The organism is Pseudomonas sp. 18173, assembly GCF_050432945.1.
Lineage (GTDB): Bacteria > Pseudomonadota > Gammaproteobacteria > Pseudomonadales > Pseudomonadaceae > Aquipseudomonas.
On sequence record NZ_JBKFTN010000027.1, the window covers coordinates 29,413 to 52,463 of the forward strand.

At 61.9% G+C, this 23,051-nt stretch carries 25 protein-coding genes and 1 pseudogene; 6 read left to right on the top strand and 20 right to left on the bottom strand.

Annotated features, from left to right (window positions below; genetic code table 11):
* Positions 1-2 precede the first annotated feature (2 nt).
* Both pcaG and ACLD1X_RS24865 read left to right on the top strand, forming a co-directional pair.
* Positions 3-605 (top strand): protocatechuate 3,4-dioxygenase subunit alpha, encoded by a 603-nt coding sequence (pcaG, locus tag ACLD1X_RS24860; RefSeq protein ID WP_429372256.1) that lies wholly within the window; start codon positions 3-5, stop codon positions 603-605.
* 285 nt (positions 606-890) lie between these two features.
* Positions 891-1,160 (top strand): DUF2790 domain-containing protein, encoded by a 270-nt coding sequence (locus ACLD1X_RS24865; protein WP_429372258.1) that lies wholly within the window; start codon positions 891-893, stop codon positions 1,158-1,160.
* Positions 1,161-1,216: 56 nt separating this feature from the next.
* Here the strand turns inward: ACLD1X_RS24865 and ACLD1X_RS24870 are convergent, their stop codons facing one another.
* The 5 genes from ACLD1X_RS24870 to ACLD1X_RS24890 all read right to left on the bottom strand — a co-directional run bounded on the left by ACLD1X_RS24870 (position 1,217) and on the right by ACLD1X_RS24890 (position 7,319).
* The gene (locus ACLD1X_RS24870; protein WP_429372260.1) at positions 1,217-2,149 is read right to left on the bottom strand and encodes a LysR family transcriptional regulator; all 933 of its coding nucleotides are present in this window, start codon (positions 2,147-2,149) and stop codon (positions 1,217-1,219) included.
* Between the two features lie 64 nt (positions 2,150-2,213).
* Positions 2,214-3,164, bottom strand: coding sequence for an aldo/keto reductase (locus ACLD1X_RS24875; protein ID WP_429372262.1), 951 nt, complete (start codon positions 3,162-3,164; stop codon positions 2,214-2,216).
* A 24-nt stretch (positions 3,165-3,188) separates the two neighbouring features.
* The gene (locus ACLD1X_RS24880; RefSeq protein ID WP_429372264.1) at positions 3,189-4,667 is read right to left on the bottom strand and encodes an efflux transporter outer membrane subunit; all 1,479 of its coding nucleotides are present in this window, start codon (positions 4,665-4,667) and stop codon (positions 3,189-3,191) included.
* 19 nt (positions 4,668-4,686) lie between these two features.
* Positions 4,687-6,183 (bottom strand): DHA2 family efflux MFS transporter permease subunit, encoded by a 1,497-nt coding sequence (locus tag ACLD1X_RS24885; protein WP_429372266.1) that lies wholly within the window; start codon positions 6,181-6,183, stop codon positions 4,687-4,689.
* Positions 6,183-7,319: an HlyD family secretion protein gene (locus ACLD1X_RS24890; RefSeq protein WP_429372267.1), complete on the bottom strand. Its 1,137-nt coding sequence runs from the start codon at positions 7,317-7,319 to the stop codon at positions 6,183-6,185. The genes ACLD1X_RS24885 and ACLD1X_RS24890 overlap by 1 nt, the downstream gene beginning before the upstream one ends.
* A gap of 260 nt (positions 7,320-7,579) precedes the next feature.
* Here ACLD1X_RS24890 and ACLD1X_RS24895 point away from each other — a divergent pair, with 260 nt between their 5' ends.
* On the top strand, positions 7,580-8,206 hold the full coding sequence (locus ACLD1X_RS24895; RefSeq protein ID WP_429372269.1) for a TetR/AcrR family transcriptional regulator: 627 nt from the start codon (positions 7,580-7,582) through the stop codon (positions 8,204-8,206).
* Positions 8,199-8,720, top strand: a complete 522-nt coding sequence (mug, locus tag ACLD1X_RS24900; RefSeq protein WP_429372271.1) for a G/U mismatch-specific DNA glycosylase — start codon at positions 8,199-8,201, stop codon at positions 8,718-8,720. The genes ACLD1X_RS24895 and mug overlap by 8 nt, the downstream gene beginning before the upstream one ends.
* 152 nt (positions 8,721-8,872) lie before the next feature.
* Here mug and ACLD1X_RS24905 read toward each other — a convergent pair whose 3' ends face one another.
* Entirely contained in the window at positions 8,873-9,955 is a 1,083-nt protein-coding gene (locus ACLD1X_RS24905) for a sterol desaturase family protein (protein ID WP_429372273.1), read from the bottom strand.
* A gap of 77 nt (positions 9,956-10,032) precedes the next feature.
* Positions 10,033-10,695, bottom strand: coding sequence for a hypothetical protein (locus ACLD1X_RS24910; RefSeq protein WP_429372275.1), 663 nt, complete (start codon positions 10,693-10,695; stop codon positions 10,033-10,035).
* A gap of 151 nt (positions 10,696-10,846) precedes the next feature.
* Between ACLD1X_RS24910 and ACLD1X_RS24915 the strand changes: the two genes are divergently transcribed.
* Positions 10,847-11,218 (top strand): DUF3302 domain-containing protein, encoded by a 372-nt coding sequence (locus ACLD1X_RS24915; RefSeq protein WP_429372277.1) that lies wholly within the window; start codon positions 10,847-10,849, stop codon positions 11,216-11,218.
* A 3-nt stretch (positions 11,219-11,221) separates the two neighbouring features.
* Positions 11,222-12,181: an HlyD family secretion protein gene (locus ACLD1X_RS24920; RefSeq protein ID WP_429372279.1), complete on the top strand. Its 960-nt coding sequence runs from the start codon at positions 11,222-11,224 to the stop codon at positions 12,179-12,181.
* A gap of 22 nt (positions 12,182-12,203) precedes the next feature.
* On the opposite strand, the gene ACLD1X_RS24925 is transcribed toward ACLD1X_RS24920, so the two are convergent.
* The 13 genes and pseudogenes from ACLD1X_RS24925 to ACLD1X_RS24985 all read right to left on the bottom strand — a co-directional run bounded on the left by ACLD1X_RS24925 (position 12,204) and on the right by ACLD1X_RS24985 (position 22,982).
* The gene (locus tag ACLD1X_RS24925; protein ID WP_429372281.1) at positions 12,204-12,464 is read right to left on the bottom strand and encodes a hypothetical protein; all 261 of its coding nucleotides are present in this window, start codon (positions 12,462-12,464) and stop codon (positions 12,204-12,206) included.
* Positions 12,455-12,724, bottom strand: a complete 270-nt coding sequence (locus ACLD1X_RS24930; RefSeq protein WP_429372283.1) for a hypothetical protein — start codon at positions 12,722-12,724, stop codon at positions 12,455-12,457. Before ACLD1X_RS24930 ends, ACLD1X_RS24925 begins: the two co-directional genes overlap by 10 nt.
* 231 nt (positions 12,725-12,955) lie before the next feature.
* Positions 12,956-13,081: a hypothetical protein gene (locus ACLD1X_RS24935; protein WP_429372285.1), complete on the bottom strand. Its 126-nt coding sequence runs from the start codon at positions 13,079-13,081 to the stop codon at positions 12,956-12,958.
* Positions 13,082-13,246: 165 nt separating this feature from the next.
* Complete coding sequence (locus ACLD1X_RS24940; protein WP_429372356.1) at positions 13,247-14,725, bottom strand: aldehyde dehydrogenase family protein; 1,479 nt, start codon at positions 14,723-14,725, stop codon at positions 13,247-13,249.
* A gap of 327 nt (positions 14,726-15,052) precedes the next feature.
* Positions 15,053-15,499 (bottom strand): annotated as a pseudogene (locus ACLD1X_RS24945) (NTP transferase domain-containing protein); the annotation flags it as partial.
* A 27-nt stretch (positions 15,500-15,526) separates the two neighbouring features.
* Positions 15,527-17,035 (bottom strand): aldehyde dehydrogenase family protein, encoded by a 1,509-nt coding sequence (locus ACLD1X_RS24950; protein ID WP_429372287.1) that lies wholly within the window; start codon positions 17,033-17,035, stop codon positions 15,527-15,529.
* A complete protein-coding gene (locus tag ACLD1X_RS24955) occupies positions 17,022-18,089 on the bottom strand; it encodes an aminoglycoside phosphotransferase family protein (RefSeq protein WP_429372289.1) in 1,068 nt (355 codons plus the stop codon). Before ACLD1X_RS24955 ends, ACLD1X_RS24950 begins: the two co-directional genes overlap by 14 nt.
* 5 nt (positions 18,090-18,094) lie before the next feature.
* A complete protein-coding gene (locus ACLD1X_RS24960; RefSeq protein WP_429372291.1) occupies positions 18,095-18,439 on the bottom strand; it encodes a cupin domain-containing protein in 345 nt (114 codons plus the stop codon).
* A gap of 130 nt (positions 18,440-18,569) precedes the next feature.
* Positions 18,570-18,938, bottom strand: coding sequence for a cupin domain-containing protein (locus tag ACLD1X_RS24965; protein ID WP_429372293.1), 369 nt, complete (start codon positions 18,936-18,938; stop codon positions 18,570-18,572).
* Positions 18,931-20,214, bottom strand: a complete 1,284-nt coding sequence (locus ACLD1X_RS24970) for a nucleotide disphospho-sugar-binding domain-containing protein (RefSeq protein ID WP_429372295.1) — start codon at positions 20,212-20,214, stop codon at positions 18,931-18,933. The genes ACLD1X_RS24965 and ACLD1X_RS24970 overlap by 8 nt, the downstream gene beginning before the upstream one ends.
* Before the next feature lie 32 nt (positions 20,215-20,246).
* Positions 20,247-21,326 carry an ABC transporter ATP-binding protein gene (locus ACLD1X_RS24975; protein WP_429372297.1) on the bottom strand — a complete coding sequence of 360 codons (1,080 nt, stop codon included), beginning with the start codon at positions 21,324-21,326 and terminating at the stop codon, positions 20,247-20,249.
* Positions 21,319-22,125 carry an ABC transporter permease gene (locus ACLD1X_RS24980; protein ID WP_429372299.1) on the bottom strand — a complete coding sequence of 269 codons (807 nt, stop codon included), beginning with the start codon at positions 22,123-22,125 and terminating at the stop codon, positions 21,319-21,321. Before ACLD1X_RS24980 ends, ACLD1X_RS24975 begins: the two co-directional genes overlap by 8 nt.
* Complete coding sequence (locus ACLD1X_RS24985) at positions 22,122-22,982, bottom strand: ABC transporter permease (RefSeq protein ID WP_429372301.1); 861 nt, start codon at positions 22,980-22,982, stop codon at positions 22,122-22,124. Before ACLD1X_RS24985 ends, ACLD1X_RS24980 begins: the two co-directional genes overlap by 4 nt.
* Between the last annotated feature and the right edge of the window lie 69 nt (positions 22,983-23,051).

Sequence of the window (23,051 nt, forward strand, 5' to 3'; positions counted from 1 at the left end):
ACATGCCCGTTCAACTGCTGCCTGAAACCCCGTCGCAAACAGCCGGCCCCTATGTGCATATCGGACTGGCACTGGAGGCGGCCGGCAACCCGCCGCGCCAGCAGGAAATCTGGAACGTCATGGCTAAACCAGGCGCGCCCGGTGAGCATATTTTATTGATGGGCCACGTATACGATGGCAATGGACACTTGATTCGTGACGCCTTTCTGGAGTTCTGGCAGGCGAACCACGACGGCCTCTACGACACCGCTTACGATCAGGAAAAACCCTTCAACGGCTTTGGCCGCACGGCCACCACGGATGTCGGCGAATGGAGGATCGAAACCGTCAAGCCTGGCCCGGTGAAGAATGCCTCGGGGATCCCGATGGCCGCGCATATCAACGTGTCGCTGTTCGCTCGCGGCATCAACATTCACTTGCAGACGCGACTGTATTTCGGCGACGAATCCGAGGCGAATGCAGTGGATCCCGTATTGAATCTGATCGAACAGCCTCATCGGCGTGAATCCCTGATTGCCAGTCGCTGCACGGTGGACGGGAAGTTGGCCTACCGCTTCGATATCCACCTTCAAGGCGAATCGGAAACAGTGTTCTTCGACTTCTAGCGACGCAAGCACCGTGTTGAGATACCAGCGCTCAACCTCTACAAAACCCGTGCTGAGACAACCACAAGTTGTCCAGCAAGGGATTGTAATTGGCTGATCGGCTCAACGAATTCCCCTCGATTCATGAGCAATCCGGCAACAGTGTTTATCCCGCCGACCGATATTTGCGCCCCCGCCAAACGCCTAATATCGGCACTAGCCAAGTGAGTGAACCCAGTCGGGCACAACCTTCTCACGCGGTAAAAAACCTTTGCAGGACAACGCTCAGATCACGAGGTGAACATCATGAAACTGTTAAGAATCGCGCTCTTTGTCGCACTTGGCGCCGCCGGTGCCCAGGCCTTTGCAGACGACAGCCACTCGAGCGCCGCCGGCCAATCACCGGTTGAAACCTATACCTACGGCACCAGGCTTGATATCAAGCGCGTCATTGAAGTGTCGGAAATCGCCAATGAATGTGCACCGGTCCCGGCGCGCATGACCTATGAAGACTCACAAGGCCAACGCCGCACGATCGAGTACCAGGTAATGGGCACTGGATGCTCGAACGGTTGAACACTGTTCGCACGATGGAGGGTCGACACTCCATGCCTACAGCGCCAGCCACATCGCTACACAGATGCACTGACAATTTTTTCATCGGACGCCAGCAACCCCGGAATGGAATGCTTCAGGAATTCCACCCAGGTTTTTATTTTTGCATCCACGAACTTGCGTGACGGGTAGATCGCAAACAGGTTCAACTCTTCAAGCCGATACTCCGGCAATACGCGCACCAAGGTCCCCGCCCGCAGGCCCTCGACGGCAGTAGCAATCGGCTGAATGCCAATCCCCATCCCGTTCTTGATCGCGAATGTCATGGCGTCAGCCGTGTTGACGTGAAAGGGCGACACCGGGGTGCTGAACGTTTCCGCCCCAAGCGGGCCTTCAAATACCCAGTTCTCGGCCGGCATGACCGTGTTGACGATGCGCAGGCAATCATGGCCATCGAGTTCCCTCGGCGACCCGGGAATCCCGCGCTCGCGCAGGTACGCCGGCGAAGCGCAGAGAATGCTGTAGGTGATACCCAGCCGCTGGGCGACAAACCCGGAATCAGGCAGGTCCCGCGCCAGCACGATCGACATGTCATAGCCCTCCTCCAGCAGGTCCGGCAGCCGATTGGTCACGGTCAGGTCAAACAGCACCGAAGGATAGGTTTCCCGGTAGCGGGCAATGGCGCCGATCACGTAATGGTTGCCAATGGCCGACATGGCATGGATTTTCAGCCGGCCTGCGGGCATGACCTGGGCCGTGCCCGCCTCTGCATCGGCCTCGCGTACTTCCTGCAGAATTCGCTCGCAACGCTGCAAATAACGCACACCGGCTTCGGTCAATGCCAGGCGTCTGGTCGTCCGGTTGATCAGCCGCGTCTGCAGCCTGGCCTCCAGGCTGGAAACGGCTTTGGAAACATTGGTCGTAGTGGTGTCCAGCATCGCGGCCGCCGCGGTGAAGCTGCCGCTTTGGGCGACTGCCACGAAACACCGCAGGGTCTGGAAAACATCCATCGTTTTCACCTCAAGGAAAAAGCCAACAGGACGGCCCGGTGACGGACCGCCCCGGCGTCAGGCACTACGGCTTGCGCGCAATGAATCCGGGGACACCGGTTTCAACCACCGAATTGAAGCGTATACGGGTGGTGATGTCTTGTTGAATCTCGACCATGGCCCTGTGCGGCAAGGTCGAGATATCGATATTTTCCCGGATATGGCTCGGCGTTGCCGAGGTGGTGAGGAACGCCACTCCACGTTGTACCGACCAGGCCAGTGCCACCTGGGCCGGCGTTTTCTGCAGGCGCCGGGCGATGCCGGTGATCACCGGGTCCTGCAGCACATTCGGTTGCATGCCATGCCCCAGTGGCGCGAACGCCAGCACGATAATCCCGTGCTCCTTGCAGAATTCAAGCAACTCCCACTCTGGCAGATAAGGATGGGACTCGACCTGCACCACCGCAGGTTTGATCCGGGCGACGGCGACAATCGCCTTCAGTGCCTCCAGTGTGATATCGGACAGCCCGATGGACCGCGCCCGCCCCTCATCCACCAGTTGCTCAAGTGCCCGCCACGTCTCGATCAATGTCACGCCGTTGTCGTAGATGACGTTGCCCTGCCCGTCCCGCGGGTCCTGGTTTTCACCGGGTTGAAAGGCAAACGGCGTGTGGATCAGGTAGCAGTCGATGTAGTCCACGTGCAGGCGTTGGCAACTGGCTTCGAACGCGGGCTTGACGCGCTCGGGACGGTGGTTGGTGTTCCACAGCTTGGTGGTGATGAACAGCTCCTCGCGCCGGACTTTACCGGCCTCCTGCATCTCCTTCAGCGCTACGCCAACCTGCGCTTCGTTGCGATAACGCTCGGCACAATCGAAATGGCGGAAACCGGCGGCCAGCGCTTCCTTTACCGCGTCGGTGGTGGTGGCGAGATCGCGGAACAAGGTACCGAATCCAACCGCCGGCATCTCGACCGCCCCGTGGTTGAGCGCGAACCGGGTATCGCGCAGTCCGTCATGAAAGGCTTCATAGGTCATGTGGTTTACTCCAGGCCGCAGCCATTATTGATACGAAGGTTTCTGCCCGTCGCCGGAGGCGACGCGTTGCTCGAAGGCACCGACCGAATTGCCGCCCAGCGCAATGAACAACTGCACGGTGTCGAGGTACTGCGCGGTTTTCACGCGGATCTGTCCCAGCAGCGCCTGTTCATAGGCACGCTCGGCTTCGAGGACCTGGAGAATGCTGTTTTCGCCCTGGGCAAAGGCTTGCTGGTTCAACTGCAAACTGGTTTCGGCCGCGCGCAAGGCATCGCTCTGGGCCAGGTTTTCCTCGGCGTCATGGTTGATCGCCTGCAAGGTGTCGGCGACCTGCCCGAACGAGGTAATGACCGTCTGCTGGTAACCGGCGAGCGTCGCCTTGTAACCGTCGACGGCCGCCTGCTGTTGCGCCTTGAGCGTTCCGCCATCGAAGAGCGGCCCGGCCAGCCCGGCAGCGAAACCCCAGAGTGCCGCGCCGCCATTGCCGGAGGCCGCCTGCGCCAGGGACGCCGACAGCGTGACGTGGGGATAGAGGTTTGCCGTCGCCACGCCCACCGCCGCGCTGGCCATGTGCAGTTGCGCTTCGGCTTGCAGCACATCCGGCCGGTCGTGGGCCATTTCCGAAGGCAAACTCACCGGCATGTTCGACGGCAGGACAAAATCGCCGAGGTCGAAGTCGGGAGCGATCCAGTCCGCCGGCCCCTTCCCTGTCAGGATCGACAGCGCATGGCGGGCGGCATCGCGCTGCTGAGCGAGGGGCGGCAACAAGGTGCGGTCCTGCGCCAGCCGTGTCTCGGCCAGCGATACGTCGATCTGCGTGGTGCTGCCATTGAGGTGGGCCATGCGCACCAGCTCAAGGTTCCTGGTGTCATTGGCCAGCAGCTTTTCCACGGCCCGGATCTGCGCGTTGGCGGAGGCCACCAGCAACGCCTGGCTGGCGACGTTGCCGGTCAGGGTCAGGTAGGCCGCTTCGTACCGGTGTTTTTGCAGGTCGGCAAACGCTTGCTGCTGTTCAACCAGTCGCTGGTTGCCGCCGAACACATCAAGGTCGAAACCCACCCGCGGTCCTATTGCGTAGAAATTGACGACGGATGGCTCCTTGGCGTTGTGCACCCGTTGACGGCCGGCCACGGCGCCGAAATCGACCTGCGGATAAAGCGCGCCCTGCGCCGCCGCAACCGAGGAAGCGGCTTGCCGGATCGTGGCATCGGCGGCCACCAGGTCCAGGTTGCCGTCGATGGCGCGACGAACCACGTGATCGAGCTTCGGCGAGCGAAAGGCAGACCACCAATCGCCCCTGACCTTCCTTCCAAGGTCGATCCGTGGGTCGGCACCCTGGGCCAGACGCTGTTCGGCTTGTGGGTCATAGTGCTGCGATGTACTTGCCGCGGGTGTTTCATAGTCTGGGCCAACGGTACAGGCCGTCAGCAATACCAGCACCGACAACCCCGTGAGTTTCGTTTGTATCCAGTAGCGGTTGATGACCAGCGCATAAGATTTCATTTGGCAAACTCCACGAAAACTAATTGGCCGCAACCGGCTTGCGAAGAAACAACACCAGCGGGCTCACCACCAGCATCACCACCATCAGGATCTTGAACTGGTCGATCACGGCGATGAACGCGGCCTGGCCGGTGATCATTTCGTTGAGCCCGCCCAGCACCTGCAACGGCGCCGAAACCAGCGAATGCGCAGCGCCGCGGTACGGCGTCAGGTTGCTGGCCAGTGCCATGTGCATCGCCTGGGTGTTGTTGAAGAAAAACAGCTGCACGATCGCCACCCCCAGCGTGCTGCCGTAGACACGGGCCAGGTTGAACAGCCCGGTGCCTTCGGGGCGCAGCGCAGGGTCGAGCGTGCTGAACGCGACCTTGCTCACCGCCGGCATCAGGATGCCCAGGCCCGCGCCCTGGATCGCACCGGCAACCGCCACCGGCCACTCGTCCATCAGCGGCGAATAACCGAGCATCAGCCAGTTGGCATAAATCACCAGGGCGACACCGGCCGCCACGAACAGGCGCGGGTCAAAGCGCTCGGGCAGCCGCCCCATCAACAGAAACGCGCCGACCAGGCCGATGCCACGGGGAATCGTCAGGGCGCCGGTGGTGTCAGGCGGGTAGCCGAGAATTTCGTCGAGCATCGGCGAGGTCAGGGCCATGGTCGACAACAGCACGAAACCGAGGGCGAAAAAGATCACCGTCGACAACACGAAGTTGCGGTCCTTGAGCAGGCGCTTGTTGAGGAAGTGCACGTTCGAGGTCAGCACATGCACCACGAACAGGTAGATCCCCAGTGCCGACGCCACGGCTTCCAGCCAGATTTCGGGGGCGGCGAACCAGTCCAGTCGCTCACCGCGGTCAAGCAGCATTTGCAGGCTGATCAAGCCAAGGGTGAAGGTGCCGAAACCGAAGAAATCGAACGCTGGAGCTTTCTCGTCTTTCTTCTCGGTCAACAACAGCGCCGCCACCAGGAAGATGAACGCCGACAGTGGCACGCTGAGGTAGAACATCGGCCGCCAGCCAAAATGCTCGGCGATCCAGCCACCGATACTCGGGCCGCTGACGATGCCGAACAGCACGATGGCGGTCCAGCTCATGGCAAATTTTGCCCGCTTGTCCTGCGCCAGGGTTTGCGTGGCAATGGCCATCGACAGCGGCGCCAGCACGCCACTGGCAATGCCTTGAATGATGCGCGCGCCCACGAATTCCAGCGGTGTCGTCGCGGCCGTGGCGAGCAACAAGCCAAGGACGAACAACGCCAGCGCCGCCTGATACACCAACTTCAAGCCAAAGCGCGCGGCCAGCCACTGCGCGAGCGGCATGCTGATCGCACTGGCCGCCAGGTACGAGGTGAAAATCCACCCCGCCTGATCGTCGCTCATCGACAGGCTGCCCTGGATCAACCTGAGTGCCGAGTTCGGCAGCGGCAGGTTTGCCGACTGCATATAGGTCGCCAGCAAGGCGGCGAACCGGAGCGAGCGCGCACCCTCCCCACCGGGGCTTACCATCGGTTGGGCGTTCATCAGAAATTACCTGCGGTCAGCAATGCCTTGAGCGGATGCCACCACGGGCTGCGAAAACGGGTGTCGATCCGCACCGTGGCGCTGGTCCCGGAGAACAGCGGCAGCGCCGGGTCCGCTTCGTCGAGCTCAAGCCGCACCGGCACCCGCTGCGTCACCTTGACCCAGTTACCGGTGGCATTTTCCGGTGGCAGCAGCGCGAAGTCCGACCCGGCCCCCGGGCTCATGCTGGTGACGTGGGCCTTGAACACGCGATCCGGGTAGGTATCGATGCGAATGGTGGCTTCCTGGCCCGGGCGCATGTGGGTCACATCGGTTTCGCGGAAGTTCGCCTCGATCCAGACCTCGTGACCGGACAACAAGGCAAAGGCCGGCGCGCCGTTGCTCACATAGTTGCCCACCTGCAGGTCGTCGACCTTGGCCACGGTGCCATCCTGCGGCGCATACACCGTGGTGTACGAGAGGTACAACTGCGCCTCGTCGAGCTGCGCCCTGGCCTCGCGAACCGTGGGGTGACTATCGGCATCGATGTCCGGATTGCCGTTCAAGGCCACCACGGTGCTGGCGATCTGTTGTTCGATGGACGCGATCCGTTGCCGCGCCACTTTCACGTCGGTGTCGGCACGTTCGTAAATCGACTTCGAAACGAACTCGGACGCGACCAGTGCTTTCTTGCGGGCAAAATCCTTTTGATCGAAGTCGGCCGACGCTTTCGCCGATTGCAGTTCCGCCTGTTGCTGCTGATAGCTGGCCTTGAGCCCGTCGATACGCAGCCGTGCCACGCTCAGTTGTGCCTGTGCGCGGTCGACTGCGATCTGGAACGGTTTCGGGTCGATCCGGAACAGCACCTGGCCCTTGTGCACCTGCTGGTTGTCTTCGACTGCGATGTCCACCACTTGCCCGGAGATCCGTGCATTGATCGACGCCTTCGCCACCCGGGCGTATGCGTTATCGGTCGAGACATACGCCTGCCCCGATACGTAATGGGCATAGCCCAGCGCCGCGAAGAGAACGGGAACCCCCACCATCAGCCAGGGGCGCAATTTCTGTTTCAGCGGTTTTTGGGTGGGCGCGACGGCCGGGTTGGGGCCAGGCTGCCCGAAGGTCTGTGAAGCCGGGATATCGAACGCTTTGGTCATGGTCGAGTACGCCTTTGGCCGGGTAATCGGGCAGGCGTCGGCAGCAAGCGCCGGCGGCCCGGAAGTCAATAAATGCTGGAAACAAGCAAGCCCGTGCGCGGCCAGGAGGATCGCTCCCACCGCGTCGGTTTTGTCGCCGCAACACTCAGTTCGCGCTCGGCTACAACAAACCCTGGCTCAAGGAATTTCTGATTCCTTAATTTTGTGCGATGGTGTAAGAATATCCCTCGACCCACCTCTCCACAAGGATTTTGTACGACATGGCACAAAATAAATCGACAGAGGGCAAAGGCCGTGGCCGCCCTCGGGCATACGACCCGCAGACAGCCTTGCAGCAGGCGCTCGGTGTGTTCTGGAACACCGGCTATTCCGGCGCGTCGCTCGACAGCATCGCCACCGCCGCCGGCATGAATCGCCCCAGCCTCTATGCGGCATTCGGCGACAAGCACGCGCTCTATATCAAAGCGCTGGAGCAATATTGGGAATTTGCCGCCGCGTCCATGCACGAGGCGCTGACGGACCTGGACGTGCCGTTGGCCGAGGCCTTGCAGCGCTTCTATGAGGGGCAGCTGTCGATTTATTTCTCCGGCGACGGCCAGCCCCGTGGTTGCTTCGCCATCGGCACGGCAACCACCGAAGCCGTCGAGGACCCGGAGATTCGCGAAGTGTTGTCCGACCGCTTGAGCCGGCTGGATGCCGATCTGGAAGTTCGCCTGCAAGCGGCGAAAGATGCCGGCGAATTGCAAGGCGATGCCGACCCCGCAGCCCTTGCCGTGCTCGCCTCGTCCCTGCTGCACAGCATTTCGATACGTGCCCGGGCCGGCAAGTCCCGAACCGAGCTGACGGTGCTGGCACAACAGGCGATCAGAGTGATCTGCGGTGGGTGAAAAACTCGAAGATATTCTCGCCGGGCAATTGGCCGTGATCTTCTGCGGCATCAACCCCGGCATGACTGCCGCCGCCCAGGGGCATCATTTTGCCGGGCGCGGCAATCGCTTCTGGCGCACGCTGCATCTCGCCGGGTTTACCCCCGAGCAAGTGCAACCGCAAAACGATCGGACGATCTTGAGCTACCAATGCGGCTTGACCGCGGTGGTCGAACGGCCGACGGCCAGTGCAGATCAGTTGTCATTGCGCGAGTTCACTGCCGCCGCCGCAGACTTCGAACAGAAAATCGCACGCCATGCGCCGCGTTTCGTGGCGTTTCTGGGCAAGGCGGCCTATTGCGCGCTGTCCGCTCAGCGGAACGTTGCCTGGGGCCTGCAACCGACAACCTTCGGCAACGCTTCGGTCTGGGTCCTGCCCAACCCCAGCGGGAGGAATCGAGGGTTCAGCCTCGATCAACTGGTCACGGCGTACCGCGCACTGCGCCTGGCCGTCGACGAACAGCAGCGGGTGTAATCACCCCGGTGGAATCGTCGCGAGCACACCGATCAGGATGGTCAACAGCAGAAAGCCGCCGAGAAAAATCGTCATCTTGGCCATATGGCCTCCCACACTATGAATTGGCGGTACAGGGGCGTCTTGCGTGGCCCCAACGACGTACCGAAGACTTATTGTGGGCTGGCGGCTGTATTCGTTACAGAGGCAGATTGCCCTGAAAAATACGGATCAGATGCGCTTTCAGGCTGCACCTTCGGGCGTTTTGCCGGGAAGAGTTTACGGGCGATGTCCACAAACGGCGTGACGATCAAACCCTGCATCGTCAGGTAACGCTCATGATCCTGCTCACCGGTGCCGAATTGAAGGGTCTCGGGGCTGGGCTGCGTGACGTAGAGCGTGCCGAACATCCAGTCCCACAGCGACAGGTTGATGCCGAAGTTCTTGTTGAAGTGTCGCGGCGCATCGCTGTGATGAATCTGGTGTTGCGCCGGGCTGCTCAGCACCCGCTCCAGCACCGGCCCGAAGGAAAACCACACATGGCTGTGGCGCAGGTTGGCCGCCAGGCTATTGAAGATGAACACCATGTAGGTCACGCCAAATAGCGTATAGCGGCTGATCTCCCCGCCGCAGGCGTACCAGAAGACCCCGGCAAACGCGCTCAGGCAGACGATGTCGGTGAGCTTTTCCACCACCTCTTCCAGAAAGTGCACCCGGCTGGCCGTCGCTGGCACCAGCACGGGCGCCGAATGATGGACTTTGTGGAAGGCCCACAGATAGCGCGAATGAAAAGCGCGATGGCCCCAGTAATGGCTGAAATCCTTGACCAGGAAAACGCCCAGCCCATAGAGCAGGGTCAGCGCCAGGTTCTCCTCCACTTGCGTACGCGCGCCCCAAAGGTTGCTGAAGAACGCGATGTAGTCCGCTGAACGCAAGACGTACGGATCGACCAGGCCGACGATGGGCAGCACCAGGACAACCTTGAGGATGGCGATGACAAAGTAGTAGCGGTAGTCGAGCAATGCCGAGCGATGCAGGTACACCCGGCAGCCGCCAATGAATTGCCCGAATGAGCGCGCGTCGGTCAAACCCCGGGATTTGCGCCAGCGAAACAGGCCATAAGCGACGCCGTAAGACATGCAGAGAAAGGATAGACCGAGCCGACCGTTGAAGTCGAAAATGCCCAGGAATTGCCCGGTGACCGGTTCGATCACCCACTTGAGAAAATGAAGATGGATAGTGGCAAGAACATCCATACCAGGCTGCCCGACGTAAATGGAAGGGCAATTGTAAATAAGAATGAGTCTTTAGTGTGTTGAATTATGCCCAGCGGTTATCCACCCAGCGCAATAATTGCAAGGATCAGCACGGCCCCCGTGGTGGCCATGATCACCCCTCCCTGCCATTGCGTGGCGCCCGCGTATCTGGCGAGCATCCAGCCTGCGATGAACAGCACCACGAGTCCGATCAGGTTGGACAGGCGGATGGCGAGTGCCGTCTGGTCGAGCAGTATGAACGGCACCACCAGTGGAAATGTCGAGCACACGACCAGCAGGAAAACCCCGAGCGCACCCTTGAAATCGTTCCAGCCGAGGCCGGCGCGGGTCGGCAAGGGGGGCTGCTCGAGCAACCGGCGGCGCAACAATTCCAGGCCCTCGCTGCCGGCCGCCGTCGCGAATTGCATCGGCAACACTTGCGCGACGAGTGCCTGACCAGCCGCGGCGTCCGTACCATTGCGCAGATCCAGGTACAGCTTGATCCGGCGCGTGCGTTCGACCAGTGCGCGCAACAGGTACATGACCGCATCGGCCAGTCCCCAGGCGAGATTGCATCCGAGCGCGGCAATCATCATCGTGCGCTCGGCCGCCTGGTCGGCCGTGGACACGCTGATGGTGCCGGTAAACGTCATGGCCATCAGCAGGCCGAAGATCACCTCGGTAATGCGCTCGACAGGGTCAAGTACAGGCGCCCTTTCGAATTGACCATTGGTTTGCATGAACTCACCTCGCCAGGATATGCCGGCACGATTTCGGTCAACGCTTCGTCCACACACCGGTTGTTCAAGCTGTGCAGTCGCGTTTGCGTCAAGTGTAGATTGAACGGCTACACTCATGCGGACACGTCACCTGCTGTAAAAGGAGTGATTCATGCTTGATTACTTCGCACTGGGCATACTGATATTTGTCGGGCTCGTCTTGTTCTACGGGATCATCGTGCTCCATGACATCCCCTATGAAATTTCCGTTCACCGCAACCACCCACACCAGGATGCGATTCACGCCACCGGCTGGGTCAGCCTGTTCACCCTGCATGCGCTCTGGCCGTTCCTGTGGATCTGGGCGATGGCCTATCGAGAGGACCGGGGCTGGGGTTTCGGTGACGGGCACTCAGCCAAAAGCCATGTGGTGCACCTCGAACAACAGGTCGCCGAACTGCAAGGGCGGATCGAGCGCCTCGAGGCGGCAACGGGCACGGCACAGACCAGGCTGCCAACGGACAATCAAGGCGAGGGCCTCTGAGCCATGGATCTTTTACTCATTCTGACGTATGCCGCACTCTGCGTTGCCATCTTCAAGATCTTCCGCATCCCCCTGAACAAATGGACGGTACCCACGGCGGTACTGGGCGGGATCGTGATCATCGGCGCGCTGATTTTCACCATGAACTACAACCACCCCTACTCCGAGGTGGCGCGTACCTATTTCGTATCGGTGCCGGTGATACCCGTGGTCAGCGGCCAGGTGATCGACGTGCCGGTGAAATCCAACCAGCCCCTGGAAAAAGGCGATGTGCTGTTCAGCATCGATCCCGCGCCTTTCGAATACCGGGTCAGATCCCTCAAGGCACAACTGATTTCCGCCCAGGCCGATCGCGCGCGGATCACCGAGTTGATGAAGCGCAACTTCGGCACCCAACGGGAACTGGACGTCGTGGTCGCTCGCAGTGATGACCTGAAGGCACAACTGGACAACGCGCAGTACGAACTCGACAACACCACGGTCCGTGCGCCGAGCAAAGGCTTCGTCACCCATGTTTCGCTGCGTCCGGGCATGATGGCGACCAAGTTGCCGCTGCGCCCTTCGATGGTCTTCATTCCTGACGAAGGGCACTACTTCGCCGCGTGGATGCGCCAGAACAGCCTGTTGCGCCTGACCGAGGGCGACGAAGCCGAAGTCGCCTTCGACGGCATTCCCGGGAAGGTATTCGAAGGCAAGGTCAAAACCGTCGTTTCGGTCATCGCCGAAGGCCAGGTTCAACCTTCGGGCACGCTGATCGGCTTCACCGGTTCACCACCGGCCGGCCGGGTTCCGGTGATCATTGAAATCACCGACCCCGACTATGCCCAGTACAGCAATCTGATGCCCGGCGGGTCCTACGGCCAGGCGGCGTTGTACAGCCAGCATTTCCATCACATCGCGATGATGCGCAAGATCCTGCTGCGCATGGCCGCATGGATGAACTACATCTTTCCGTTCCACTAACCCGGCAGCGCCGGCAGCTGGCTCAATCCTTGAATTGGGTCAGTTGCCGGTTCAGCGAACCGGCCTGATCGCGCAATTGCAGCGACTGGTCGAGCAGGCTGCGGATCGCTTGATCGTTCCGCTCGGAAATACGGCTGCCCCCCCCCTGGATAGCGGCGGACAATTGCTCCCCCGTCGCGGCCTGGCTCTGGGTCTGGCGCGCCACTTCGCTGATGCGCGTCAGGATGTCCTGGGCATGCTGGCGGATCTGGTCGACGCCTTGTGCCGACGTGGTCAGTTGCACCACTCCCTGACGCACCGCCTCACCAGGCCTGGATACCCACCGTCAACCCCGACAGCGGACGAATCTGCCACGGTAAAGCCGGCACCCAGTTCAACTTCCTTGGCATTGGCCTTGACGATCGTCTCGACCAGGGCGGAGGTTTCCTGTACGGACGTGCCATAAGCGATATAGGCAATGGAACCCAGCAGCAGCGCCATGACGACGACTGTTCCGATCAGGGCCGTCCAGAACAACTTGAAGTGTAAAGAGCGGTTAGGCATGGACATTCTCTATTGGGCAAGGCGTCAGCCAGAGCGCCCAACTGGGTGAATGCAATGTGAAGGAACGCTTGATGAGCTTAAAAGAGCCGGCCCAGGAACGTAGTACCTGTAGGAGCGAGCTAGCTCGCGATGGTCGTCAACGATAACGCGGGTGGCCTGACTTGACGTGGCGCCCTCAGGTTTTTCGCGAGCAAGCTCGCTCCTACAGGGGGGGTGGGCACAGGGTCGGCGCTAGAGTATCCAGCCCAGCAGCAGGTGCGAGGCAATCCAGGGAGATGCCTGGGCCACTCCCCATGCCAGCAGGGCGCAGACCAACAGGTAGCCCACAACGAACTTGAACATCGAGTCCTTTTCCATGCCACCCTCCCGGCTTTTCAGCCATGCCGGGCGCTCAATGCGAATGCGTGACTAATACGTCGCCCGTGAAGGGTTGGATTACAAGAATGGTTTCCAGTTCCATCGGCATACAAATCGGAAAAATGACCTGCCCCTGTGCTGAGGCAGGCCGCCTTGGCGCTCACCTCACTTCAGGTACCACCCCCAGGGTTCGCCGCTGTAGCGGGTGATCTGCTTGGTTTCCAGGTAATTGTTGTAACCCCACTCACCCAGCTCGCGACCGATGCCGCTCTGTTTGTAGCCGCCCCACGGGGCCTCGACGAAGGTCGGCTGCGAGCAGTTGACCCAGACAATGCCGGCGCGAAATCCGCGCGCGACCCGTTCGCAGCGCGGGATATCCCGGGACATGACCGCGGCCGCCAGGCCGAATGGCGAGTCATTGGCCAGGCGCAGCGCTTCGGCTTCCGTGTCGAAGGCGCGCAGGCACACCACCGGGCCGAAAATCTCCTCACGCCACACCGCGCTGTCTTCGGGAACATCCACAAAAATCGCCGGCGTCAGGTAATAACCCTTTTCCAGACAGTCCGGTCGCACGCCGCCTGAAACCAGCCGCGCCCCTTCTTGCCGACCGGCTGCAATCGCCGCCAGCACCTTGTCCAGCTGACCCTGACTGACCAGCGGCCCGAGTTTCACGCCTTCCTCGAAACCCTGGCCAATCCGGATCTGCCCGGTCGCGGCAACCAGGCGCTCCAGCAGCGCCGGGTACAACGCGCGCTCCACCAGCACCCGCGAAGTGGCTGAGCAGACCTGGCCCTGGTTCCAGAAGATCCCGAACAGAATCCACTCCACGGCGGCTTCAATATCGCTGTCGGCGAAGATCACGAAGGGTGATTTGCCGCCCAGTTCCAGGCTGATGTTTTTGATATCGTTCGCGGCGGCCTGCATGATCTTGCGCCCGGTCGGCACACTGCCGGTGAAGGCGACTTTATCGACATACGGGTGTTTGGCCAGTGGTGCTCCGGCGTCACGACCCATGCCGGTGATCACGTTGAGCACCCCGGCGGGTAACCCGGCCTTGTCAGCGATACCGGCCAGTTCAAGCGCTGTGAGCGGTGTCAGTTCGGAAGGCTTGAGCACCACGGTGCAACCCGCTGCGAGTGCCGGGGCGACTTTCCACGAAGCCATCAGCATCGGGAAATTCCACGGGATGATCGCTGCCACCACACCGACCGGTTCCTTGATCACCGATGAAGTGAATCGCGTGTCCGGCACTTCGATCGACTGTTCACTGTGTTGATCCGACTGTTCGGCCAGCCCGGCATAGAAGTCGAAGCAACCGGCGGTGTCGGCGATGTCCCACAACGCTTCCGGCAGCGGCTTGCCGTTGTCGCGCACTTCGATGGCGGCCAGTTCGTCCTGACGGTTGCGGATGCCCTCGGCGATCCGCCGCAATACCTGCGCCCGTTGCGCACCGGACCAGTGTGGCCAGTCACCTTCATCAAACGCTGAACGCGCAGCGGCAACCGCCCGGTCGACGTCTTCGAGCGTGGCGGCCGCAACCCGTGCCAGAACCGACCCGTCACTTGGATCGAGGGTATCGAAAACACCGCCACTAACCGGAGCGACCCACTGGCCGCCGATGTATAACCGTTGATAATCACCCATTGGACACTCCTTGATCCTGCGGCGCCGACGCTGCTGATACAACTGCTCGGCAACCTGCAATTGCTCGCGATCGTTGACCCCGAGCACATCGGTTTCATCCACTTCCACGGCGGTCACCGCCAGCCCCGCCTCGTTGGCCACCGCCACCGCATCGGTGAGGTAGTACTCGCCCTGGGCATTGTGGTTGCCAATACGCTCCAACAGCTCAAGGCAGGTATCGGCGCGCAGGCCCATGACCCCTCCATTGCAGAAGTTGATGTCCAGTTCCTGCGGGCTGGCGTCCCTGGCTTCGCGGATCGCCAGCAAACGCCCGTCCTTGACCAGCAATCGCCCATAAGGTCCCGGCTGCTGAGTGTGGAAACCCGCCACCGCCACCGCTGCGCCGTCGATCAGCGCCCGACGCAAACGGCTCAAGGTCTGCGCGGTGATCAAGGGCGAATCGCCGAATAGCACCAGCACACAACCTTGCTCATGAGCCTGCAATGCAGGGCGGGCCGCGAGCAGCGCATGGGCCGTGCCCCGTTGCTCATGCTGGGTAAACACCTGCGCCGTCGGTGCCGCCTGCTGCAGGTACTCGATCACATGCCCGCCGCCAGCGCCCACGACCACCGCCCGTTGCGCGATACCCGCCGCCTCCACCGCCGCCAGCACATGGCCGAGCAGCGGCCGGTTGCCCACCGGGTGCAAGACCTTGGGCAGCGGTGAACGCATGCGCGTGCCCTGCCCGGCCGCCAGAATCACCGCCAGCGTCGGCCAATTCATGTTGTCGCTCATCGCGATCCTCCTGTGTGCATCAAGGCTTCAGGCCGGATCGCGATAGAACACGTCGTCGGCGTACGGATACCACCAGTCCTGAATCTTCGGCTGATGATCGATGATGACCATTTTCGAGCGGCGGAACGCTTCCAGCCCCTGACGCCCGAGTTCGCGCCCGAGGCCGGACATTTTCCAGCCGCCGAACGGCAGCGCATCGTTGTCGATCAACGGATTGTTGACCCAGACCATCCCCGCCTCCAGACGCTCGGCGGCTTCCATGGCTTCGGCCAGGTCCGTGGAAAACAGCGAGGCGCCGAGGCCGAACGGCGAGTCGTTGGCCAGCCGCACTGCTTCATCGAAATCACTGACGCGGCAGATCGCCGCCACCGGGCCGAAGCATTCTTCCTGAAGAATCGCCATGTCGCCGGTCACGCCGGTGAGGATGGTCGGTTCATAGAACCAGCCGACGTCCTGCCCCGGTGGAATCCGCCCGCCGCAGACCACGTTCGCGCCCTTGGCCACGGCGTCATCGACCAGGCGCATGACTTTATTGCGCGCCGCTTCGCTGACCATCGGCCCGATCTCCGAGCGTTCCAGGCCATGGCCGATGCGCAAGGCACGCGTGCGTTCGGCGAACTTCGCGACAAATTCGTCATGGACCTCGTCAACCACATAGAAGCGCTCGGCCGACGTGCAAATCTGCCCGCTGAGGTGGAACGCAGCCGTCACCGCCCCCGCCGCCGCGACGTCCAGCGGCGCATGCCTGGAGATGATCAACGGATCACTGCCGCCGGCCTCGATCACGCAAGGTTTCATCCGCTCGGCACAGGCCACGGCGACCGCCTTGCCTGCCGCCACGCTGCCGGTGAACGCCACCGCGTGGGTCTGCGCCGACTGCACCAGCAATTGCGCGGTGGCGGCATCGCCCGGCACGCAGGACACCAGTCCCGACAGCAACGCGGTGAAATGCTCCATGAACTTGAGGGTGCACAGGGTCGTGGCCTCCGCCGGCTTGATGATGCAGGCGTTGCCCGCCGCCAGCGAGGCGGCGACCGTCCAGCACATCAGCAGGATCGGAAAGTTGAACGGCATGATGTGCACGCTGACGCCATACGGCTCATAACGCACATGTTGGAAGGAGCCGATCTGCGTGGTACCGGCGACCTTGCCGGCATCGTCCCGGGCCATTTCCGCGTAGTAGCGAAAGATCGGCGCGCAGTTGGCCAGTTCGCCCATGGCTTCGGGAAACGGCTTGCCCATCTCCAGCGTCATCAGCCGTGCGACTTCACGGTTGCAGGCAATGTTCTGTTCGATGGCGTTGGCCAGTTGATGCAGGCGCGCGGCGCGGCTTTTCGCGTCGACCAGGCGCCATTGGCGTTGCGCGGCGGTGGCGGCATCGATGGCGGCTTGCACATCGGCGGCGCCACACACGCCGACTTGCCCGACCGGTTGCAGGGTCGCCGGGTCAAGCACTTCGCGCACGCGGCCATCGGTCAGCGGCAGGAACTCGGGATTGATGAAACGCAAGGCACAAATGCTGTCAAACGTGGCCATGGGATGATCCTTGAACCAATCGATAAGGGGTTTCACGCAAAGCCGCCAGGGTCCTGGCGGGCAGTTCTTCACGCCAGCCCGGCACGTGCCGGTCAAGCCACTGGCGCAGCGGTGCAAAGGCTTCGGCGTCCAGGGCACGGACAAACAAACCCAGGGTGCGCGGCAGGTGCGCCAGGTAACCGTGCTTGCCGTCACGGCCGGCCAGGCGCACGAAAATCCCCAGCACCTTGGCGTGACGCTGGGCGGCCAGGCGCCGGTAGTCTTCAAGAAAGCGCTGCGCATCCAGCTCCGGGCGCTGCGCCAGGTAATCGCTGATCAGTGCCGCCCGCAGCGCCTCGGGCACATCGCGCCGGGCGTCTTCGAGCAGCGACATCAGGTCATAGGCCGCCGACCCGGCCAGGGCGTCCTGAAAATCCAGCAAGCCGCAGGCCGCGACACCTTCACGGCCCTGCAGCAGCATCAGGTTGTCGACGTGAAAGTCGCGCAGCACCAGGGCTTCGCGGCGTGTTGCGACGTCGCGGCAGGCGGTAGCAAACAACGCCAGATACGACTCGCGCAGATCGTGCGCCGCACCCTTGCCAATCAGCAGCGGCACGTACCAGTCGATGAACAGCGCGCACTCGTCCGCCAGTCGCTGCTCGTCGTAAGGCGCCAGCTCCGCGGCTGGCGCTGCACGATGCAACGCCACCAGCGTATCGACCGCCAGGTGATACAACACCGACTCAGAATGCCCGGCCACCAGCAGCCGGGTGTAGGTGTCGTGACCGAAATCCTCGATCAGCGCCAGCCCCGCCGCCTCGTCCACGTCCAGCAAGGCCGGCGCGGACAGGCCCAGTCCCTGCAACTGCCGGGCGATGCGGACAAACGGGCCGATGGGTTCGCGCTCGGGCGGCGAATCCATCAGCAACAGCCCCGCGCCGTCCAGGCGGAAATAACGCCGGGCCGAAGCATCCGCCGGCAAGGCGACCAGCAGGGCCCCGGCAAAACCGGCGCGGGCCAGGAAGGCGGCGCGCTGGTCCTCACGGGTTGGCATTGATGCCTGTGCATCGGTCATGGCAGTCACCGGATCATGTAGACCTTTTTGATGGTCTCGTGGACGGTGCACACGCCCTTCCAGTCCTTGCGGAAGAAAGCGGCGGTGTCTGGCTTGATCTCGATCACTTCGCCGGACTCGTGAACGTAGGTGCAGCGGCCTTCGAGGAAGTGGCAGAACTCGTCGCTGGTGACATGGCAGAACCACTTGCCCGGGGTGCAGATCCAGATGCCGCATTCGGACTGGCCTTCGGCGCCCTTGTGCAGCACCACGCCGCTGACGCGGGACTCACCTTCGAGCATGGTCGGGATCACGCCCCAATCCTTGACGTCAGTGATGCCCAGCGGGTCGTACAGAAACGGGGTAGTCATGTGTTGTTCTCCAGGTTGTGTGTAGGAGCGAGCTCGCGATGGTCGTGAACGATTACGCGCGATACCAGATGCCCGGCGGCGCTCTCGGGTTTTTCGCGAGCGAGCTCGCTCCTACATTGGTTGTTCAGGTTCAGGCCAACATATAAACGTTGCGAAGGGTTTCGCGGACCTCGCATTCGCCCGTCCAGCCGGCCGGGAACAGCACCAGGGTGTTGGGGCGAATCTCGATCACTTCGCCGTTGTCGTTGCGGTACGTCGCGTGCCCGGCGATGAAATGGCACAGCTCGTCCCGGGGAATCGACAGGCGCCAGCGCCCGGGGGTACAGACCCACAACCCGGTTTCCGGGCTGTTGTCCGGGCCCTTGAACAGCAAGCGGCCGCTGGAATGCGAAACCCCTTCGATGGCATCGCTCTGCACGCCCCAGTCCACCAGGTCGGTGCGGCTGCTGACGGCTTCGAGGTACGGCGTGATACCCGCCGTGGTGGATGAATCAGGCATGGTTAAGCACCTTGTCGAGAATCGCCGCCGCGTCTTGCGGCCCTTTGCGTGATTGCATGTGCGCGCTGGTGCGCTGCAAGCGTTGGCGCATCGCCTCGTCGTTGAGGCACGCCGCGAGTTTTTCCGCCAGCTGCTCTTCGCTCCATTCGTAGCGATCGAGCTTGAAGCCGTGACCGCTTTCCTCGGCGCGCATGGCGTTGTCGTGGCCGTCCCAGACGTAGGACATGACGATCGCCGGTTTGCCGAAAAACAGGCACTCGGTGAAGCTGTTGTTGCCGCCGTGGTGGATCACCGCGTCGACCTGGGCAATCACCGACGGCTGCGGGAACCAGTTGGAAATCTGCACGTTGTCCGGCAGGTCCGTGTACTCGTCAAGGTGCTCGCCGACATTGAACAACGCCCGGTAAGGCAGCTTGCCCACCGCGTTGATCAGGCGCTTGAGCAGCTCGACATCGCCGGAACCGAGGCTGCCGAAACTGGCGTACAGCAGCGGCTTGTCGTTGTGCGCGCGAAACGGCGGAATCTCGTACGGCGTGTCGTGGCGTACGCAACCTTGCAGGTAATGGAAACGCTCGGCCGGCAGCGGATGGCGGCGGTCGAACTTGACCGCATCCGGGTACAACAGCAGGTTCATGAACGGCGAGGCTTCAAAGAATGTGCCCAGCGGGTACGGTTCCTCACCATGGGCCTGCAGGAACTGGTTGAAGTCCTCGTGAATCGGCCCGACCACTTCCTCGAAACGCTGGCGGAATTGCACGTGGCCGGCCTTGTCGTCGATGCTCATGCCCGACAGGTGCGGCGGGATATCCGGGTCTTCGATCTCGTTTTCCGAACAGGAAATGATCCGCACCCAGGGCTTGCCGTATTGCTTGATCGCCGGGAACAGGATCACGTTGTCGACGCAGATCAGGTCGGGCTTGACCTTGTCCAGCACCGCCGGCAGGTCCTTTTGTGCCCACTTGGCGGTTTCGACGATGGCCGCCCAGCATTCCTTGACGTAGTTGTCGATCTGATCCAGCGGCGACTTGCGGAAATTCGGAATGTGGCCGTTGATGAAGTCGACCCAGTAGCGGGCCATCTCTTCGGCCGGCATCGGCGCCGACATGTTGACCATGTGCTCTTCAAAACCATAACCGGCATAGACACCGCTCATGCCCGGGTCGGTCAGGAACACCGCCTTGTGCCCCAGCGCTTCACACGCCTGGGCGATGCCGACTGAGTTCAGCGCCGGGCCGTAGGCGGCTTCCGGAAAGAATGCGATCACTTTCTGTTTCATCGAGTGCTGCTCCTGCCTGGTCTTTTTATTGTTCAGCGTGTCAATACGCGGGCATGCCGGACTTGCCAGCCCAGCCGGATGGTCGTGTCGATTGCAAAATGGGCGAATTCAAACTGTGAGGACGGCACGCGCACGATCAGCGGTTTGTCGCTGAGCGGTGTCTGCACGTGCAGATTGGTGTCGAGGCCGTGGTAGGCGACTTCGACGATTTTGCCGCTGACCTGATTGGCGCATTCGCTGCCCTGCTCCGTCAGCACCTGCAGGCGTTCGGGGCGAACCACCACGGCAACGGACTGACCGGACACCAGCGGCGCGTCGGTTTCGACGCTCAGCTCCTGCCCGTTGACCCGCACCGAGTGCTGGCCCGAGCGCACGCCTTCAAGCAGGTTGCTGACGCCGATGAAGTTGGCGACAAAACGGCTGTTGGGATTTTCGTAAAGCTCGGTCGGGCTGCCGCACTGGCAGACCTTGCCGCCGTCGAGCACGGCCATGCGGTCGGACATCACCAGCGCTTCTTCCTGGTCGTGGGTGACGATGATGAAGGTGATGCCGCTCTCGTGTTGCAGGCGCTTGAGTTCCAGCTGCATCTTTTCCCGCAGCTTCTTGTCGAGCGCGCCCAGGGGTTCGTCGAGCAGCAACACCCGCGGCCGCTTGACCAGTGCCCGCGCCAGCGCCACCCGCTGACGCTGCCCCCCGGAGAGTTGATCGGGCTTGCGCTCGGCCAGCTCGCCCAGTTGCGCGGTGCTCAGCACTTCATCGACCCGACGACGGATTTCGCTTTCGGGCAGGCGCTCCATTTCCAGGCCGTAGGCAATGTTCTTGCGCACGGTCATGTTGGGAAACAGCGCGTAGGACTGGAACATCAGGTTCAGCGGACGCTTGTTGGCCGGCAGCGGCGAGATGTCATTGCCGTCCAGATAGATGCAGCCACCGCTGGGGGTCTCGAAACCGGCGAGCATGCGCAGCAGCGTGGTCTTGCCGCAGCCCGACGGCCCGAGCAGCGCGAAGAACTCGTTCTCGCGGATGCTCAGCGACACCTCATTGACCGCCAGACCGTTGCCATAAGACTTGCTGACCTTATCCAGGATCAGTACCGCGGAAGAATTATTCATGGGTGCGAGGAGCCTTGTTGAGACGCTGCGAAGCCAGCAGCGCGGTGATGCTGACCAGCATCACCAGCGTCGCCAGAGCATTGATTTCCGGGGTGACGCCGAAGCGGATCATGGCGTAGATCTGCATGGGCAACGTGGTCGAGGCCTGGCCTGAGCCCGAGTTGAAAAAGGCGATGATGAATTCGTCCACCGACAGGGTGAACGAGAGCAACCCGCCGGCCAGCACGCCGGGGAAGATCACCGGCAGCAACACCCGGCGCAAGGTGGTGAACCAGCCCGCGCCGAGGTCGATCGAGGCTTCGAGAATCGAGTAGTCGAAGTGCTTGAGCCGCGTGCGCACCACCGCGCAGACGAAGGCGATGTTGAACACCGCGTGGCTGATGATGATCGAGTGCAGACCCAGGCCGACCTTGAGCAGGTTGAAAAAACTCAGCAGCGCAATCGCCAGCACGATGTCGGGAATGATCATCGGCGCCATGAGCAAGGTGTCGACCACCTGGCCCTTGTCGTTGCCCTTGCGGCGCAATTCGATGCCCAGCGCGAGGAAGGTCCCGAGCACGCAGGCAATGAACGTCGCCGACAAGGCAACGATCAGCGTGTTGAGCGCCGCCGACAGAATCGCCGTGTTGTGCGCCAGTGCCGCATACCACTTCAGCGATACGCCGCCCCAGGCGGTGGGCAATCCGGACTTGTTGAACGAGAGCAGGATCAACACCAGGATCGGTATATAAAGGAAGGCATACACCAGCCCCAGGTGCGAACCCAGCACGGTAGCGCTGACAGAACGTGGCTGACTCATGAGCGCGCCCCTTCTGCACGACGGGCCACCAGGGCCTGGATGAACAGCAGGATCAACATGATCGCGATCAGGAAGAAGCTCAGCGCAGCGCCGAACGGCCAGTCCCGCGCCGTGAGGAATTGCGCATAGATCAGGTTGCCGACCATCTGCACCTGCTTGCCGCCCAGCAGGTCGGCGGTAATGAAGTTGCCGATGCTCAGCACGAAGACAAACACCGCCCCCGCCGCGATACCCGGCACGCTCAGCGGCAGGATGATCCGGCGAAAGGTCATCCAGCCCGAGGCGCCGAGGTCTTTCGAGGCGTCCCACAGTTCGTTGTTGATCCGCGACAGCGACGAGAAAATCGCCAGGATCACAAAGGGGATGTAGTTGTAGACCAGGCCCAGTACCACCGAGGCTTCGGTGTACAGCAGGCTGATGGGTTCGCCGCTGTAGCCGAACACTTGCAGCACGCGGTTGATAAGGCCTTCGCGGTTGAGCAGGACGATCCAGGCGTAGGTGCGGATCAGGTAATTGCTCCAGAACGGCAGCATCACCAGGAACAGATACGCCGCCTGGCGCCGCCGTGGCGCCCGGGCAATCGCATAGGCCGCCGGGTAGCCGATCAACACCGCGAACACCGTGGCCAGCCCGGCGATCTTCGCCGACTTGAGCAGGATGCCGAGGTACAGCGGATCAAACGCACGCTGGTAGTTTTCCCAGGTGAACAACCAGTCGATACCGCCATACGCGCCGCGTTCGACGAAGCTGTAGACCAGCACCAGCAGGCACGGAATCACCAGAAACATCAGCAGCCAGCCAAAGCCGGGCGCAAGAAGCCAGGCCGACAGGCGCCTGTCAGCATGCAAAGCACTCATTACCCATATCCTCCCGCTTCAGGACAGAAGCGGCTTGCGAGCGTGGCGAGGCATGCCGGGCATGCCTCG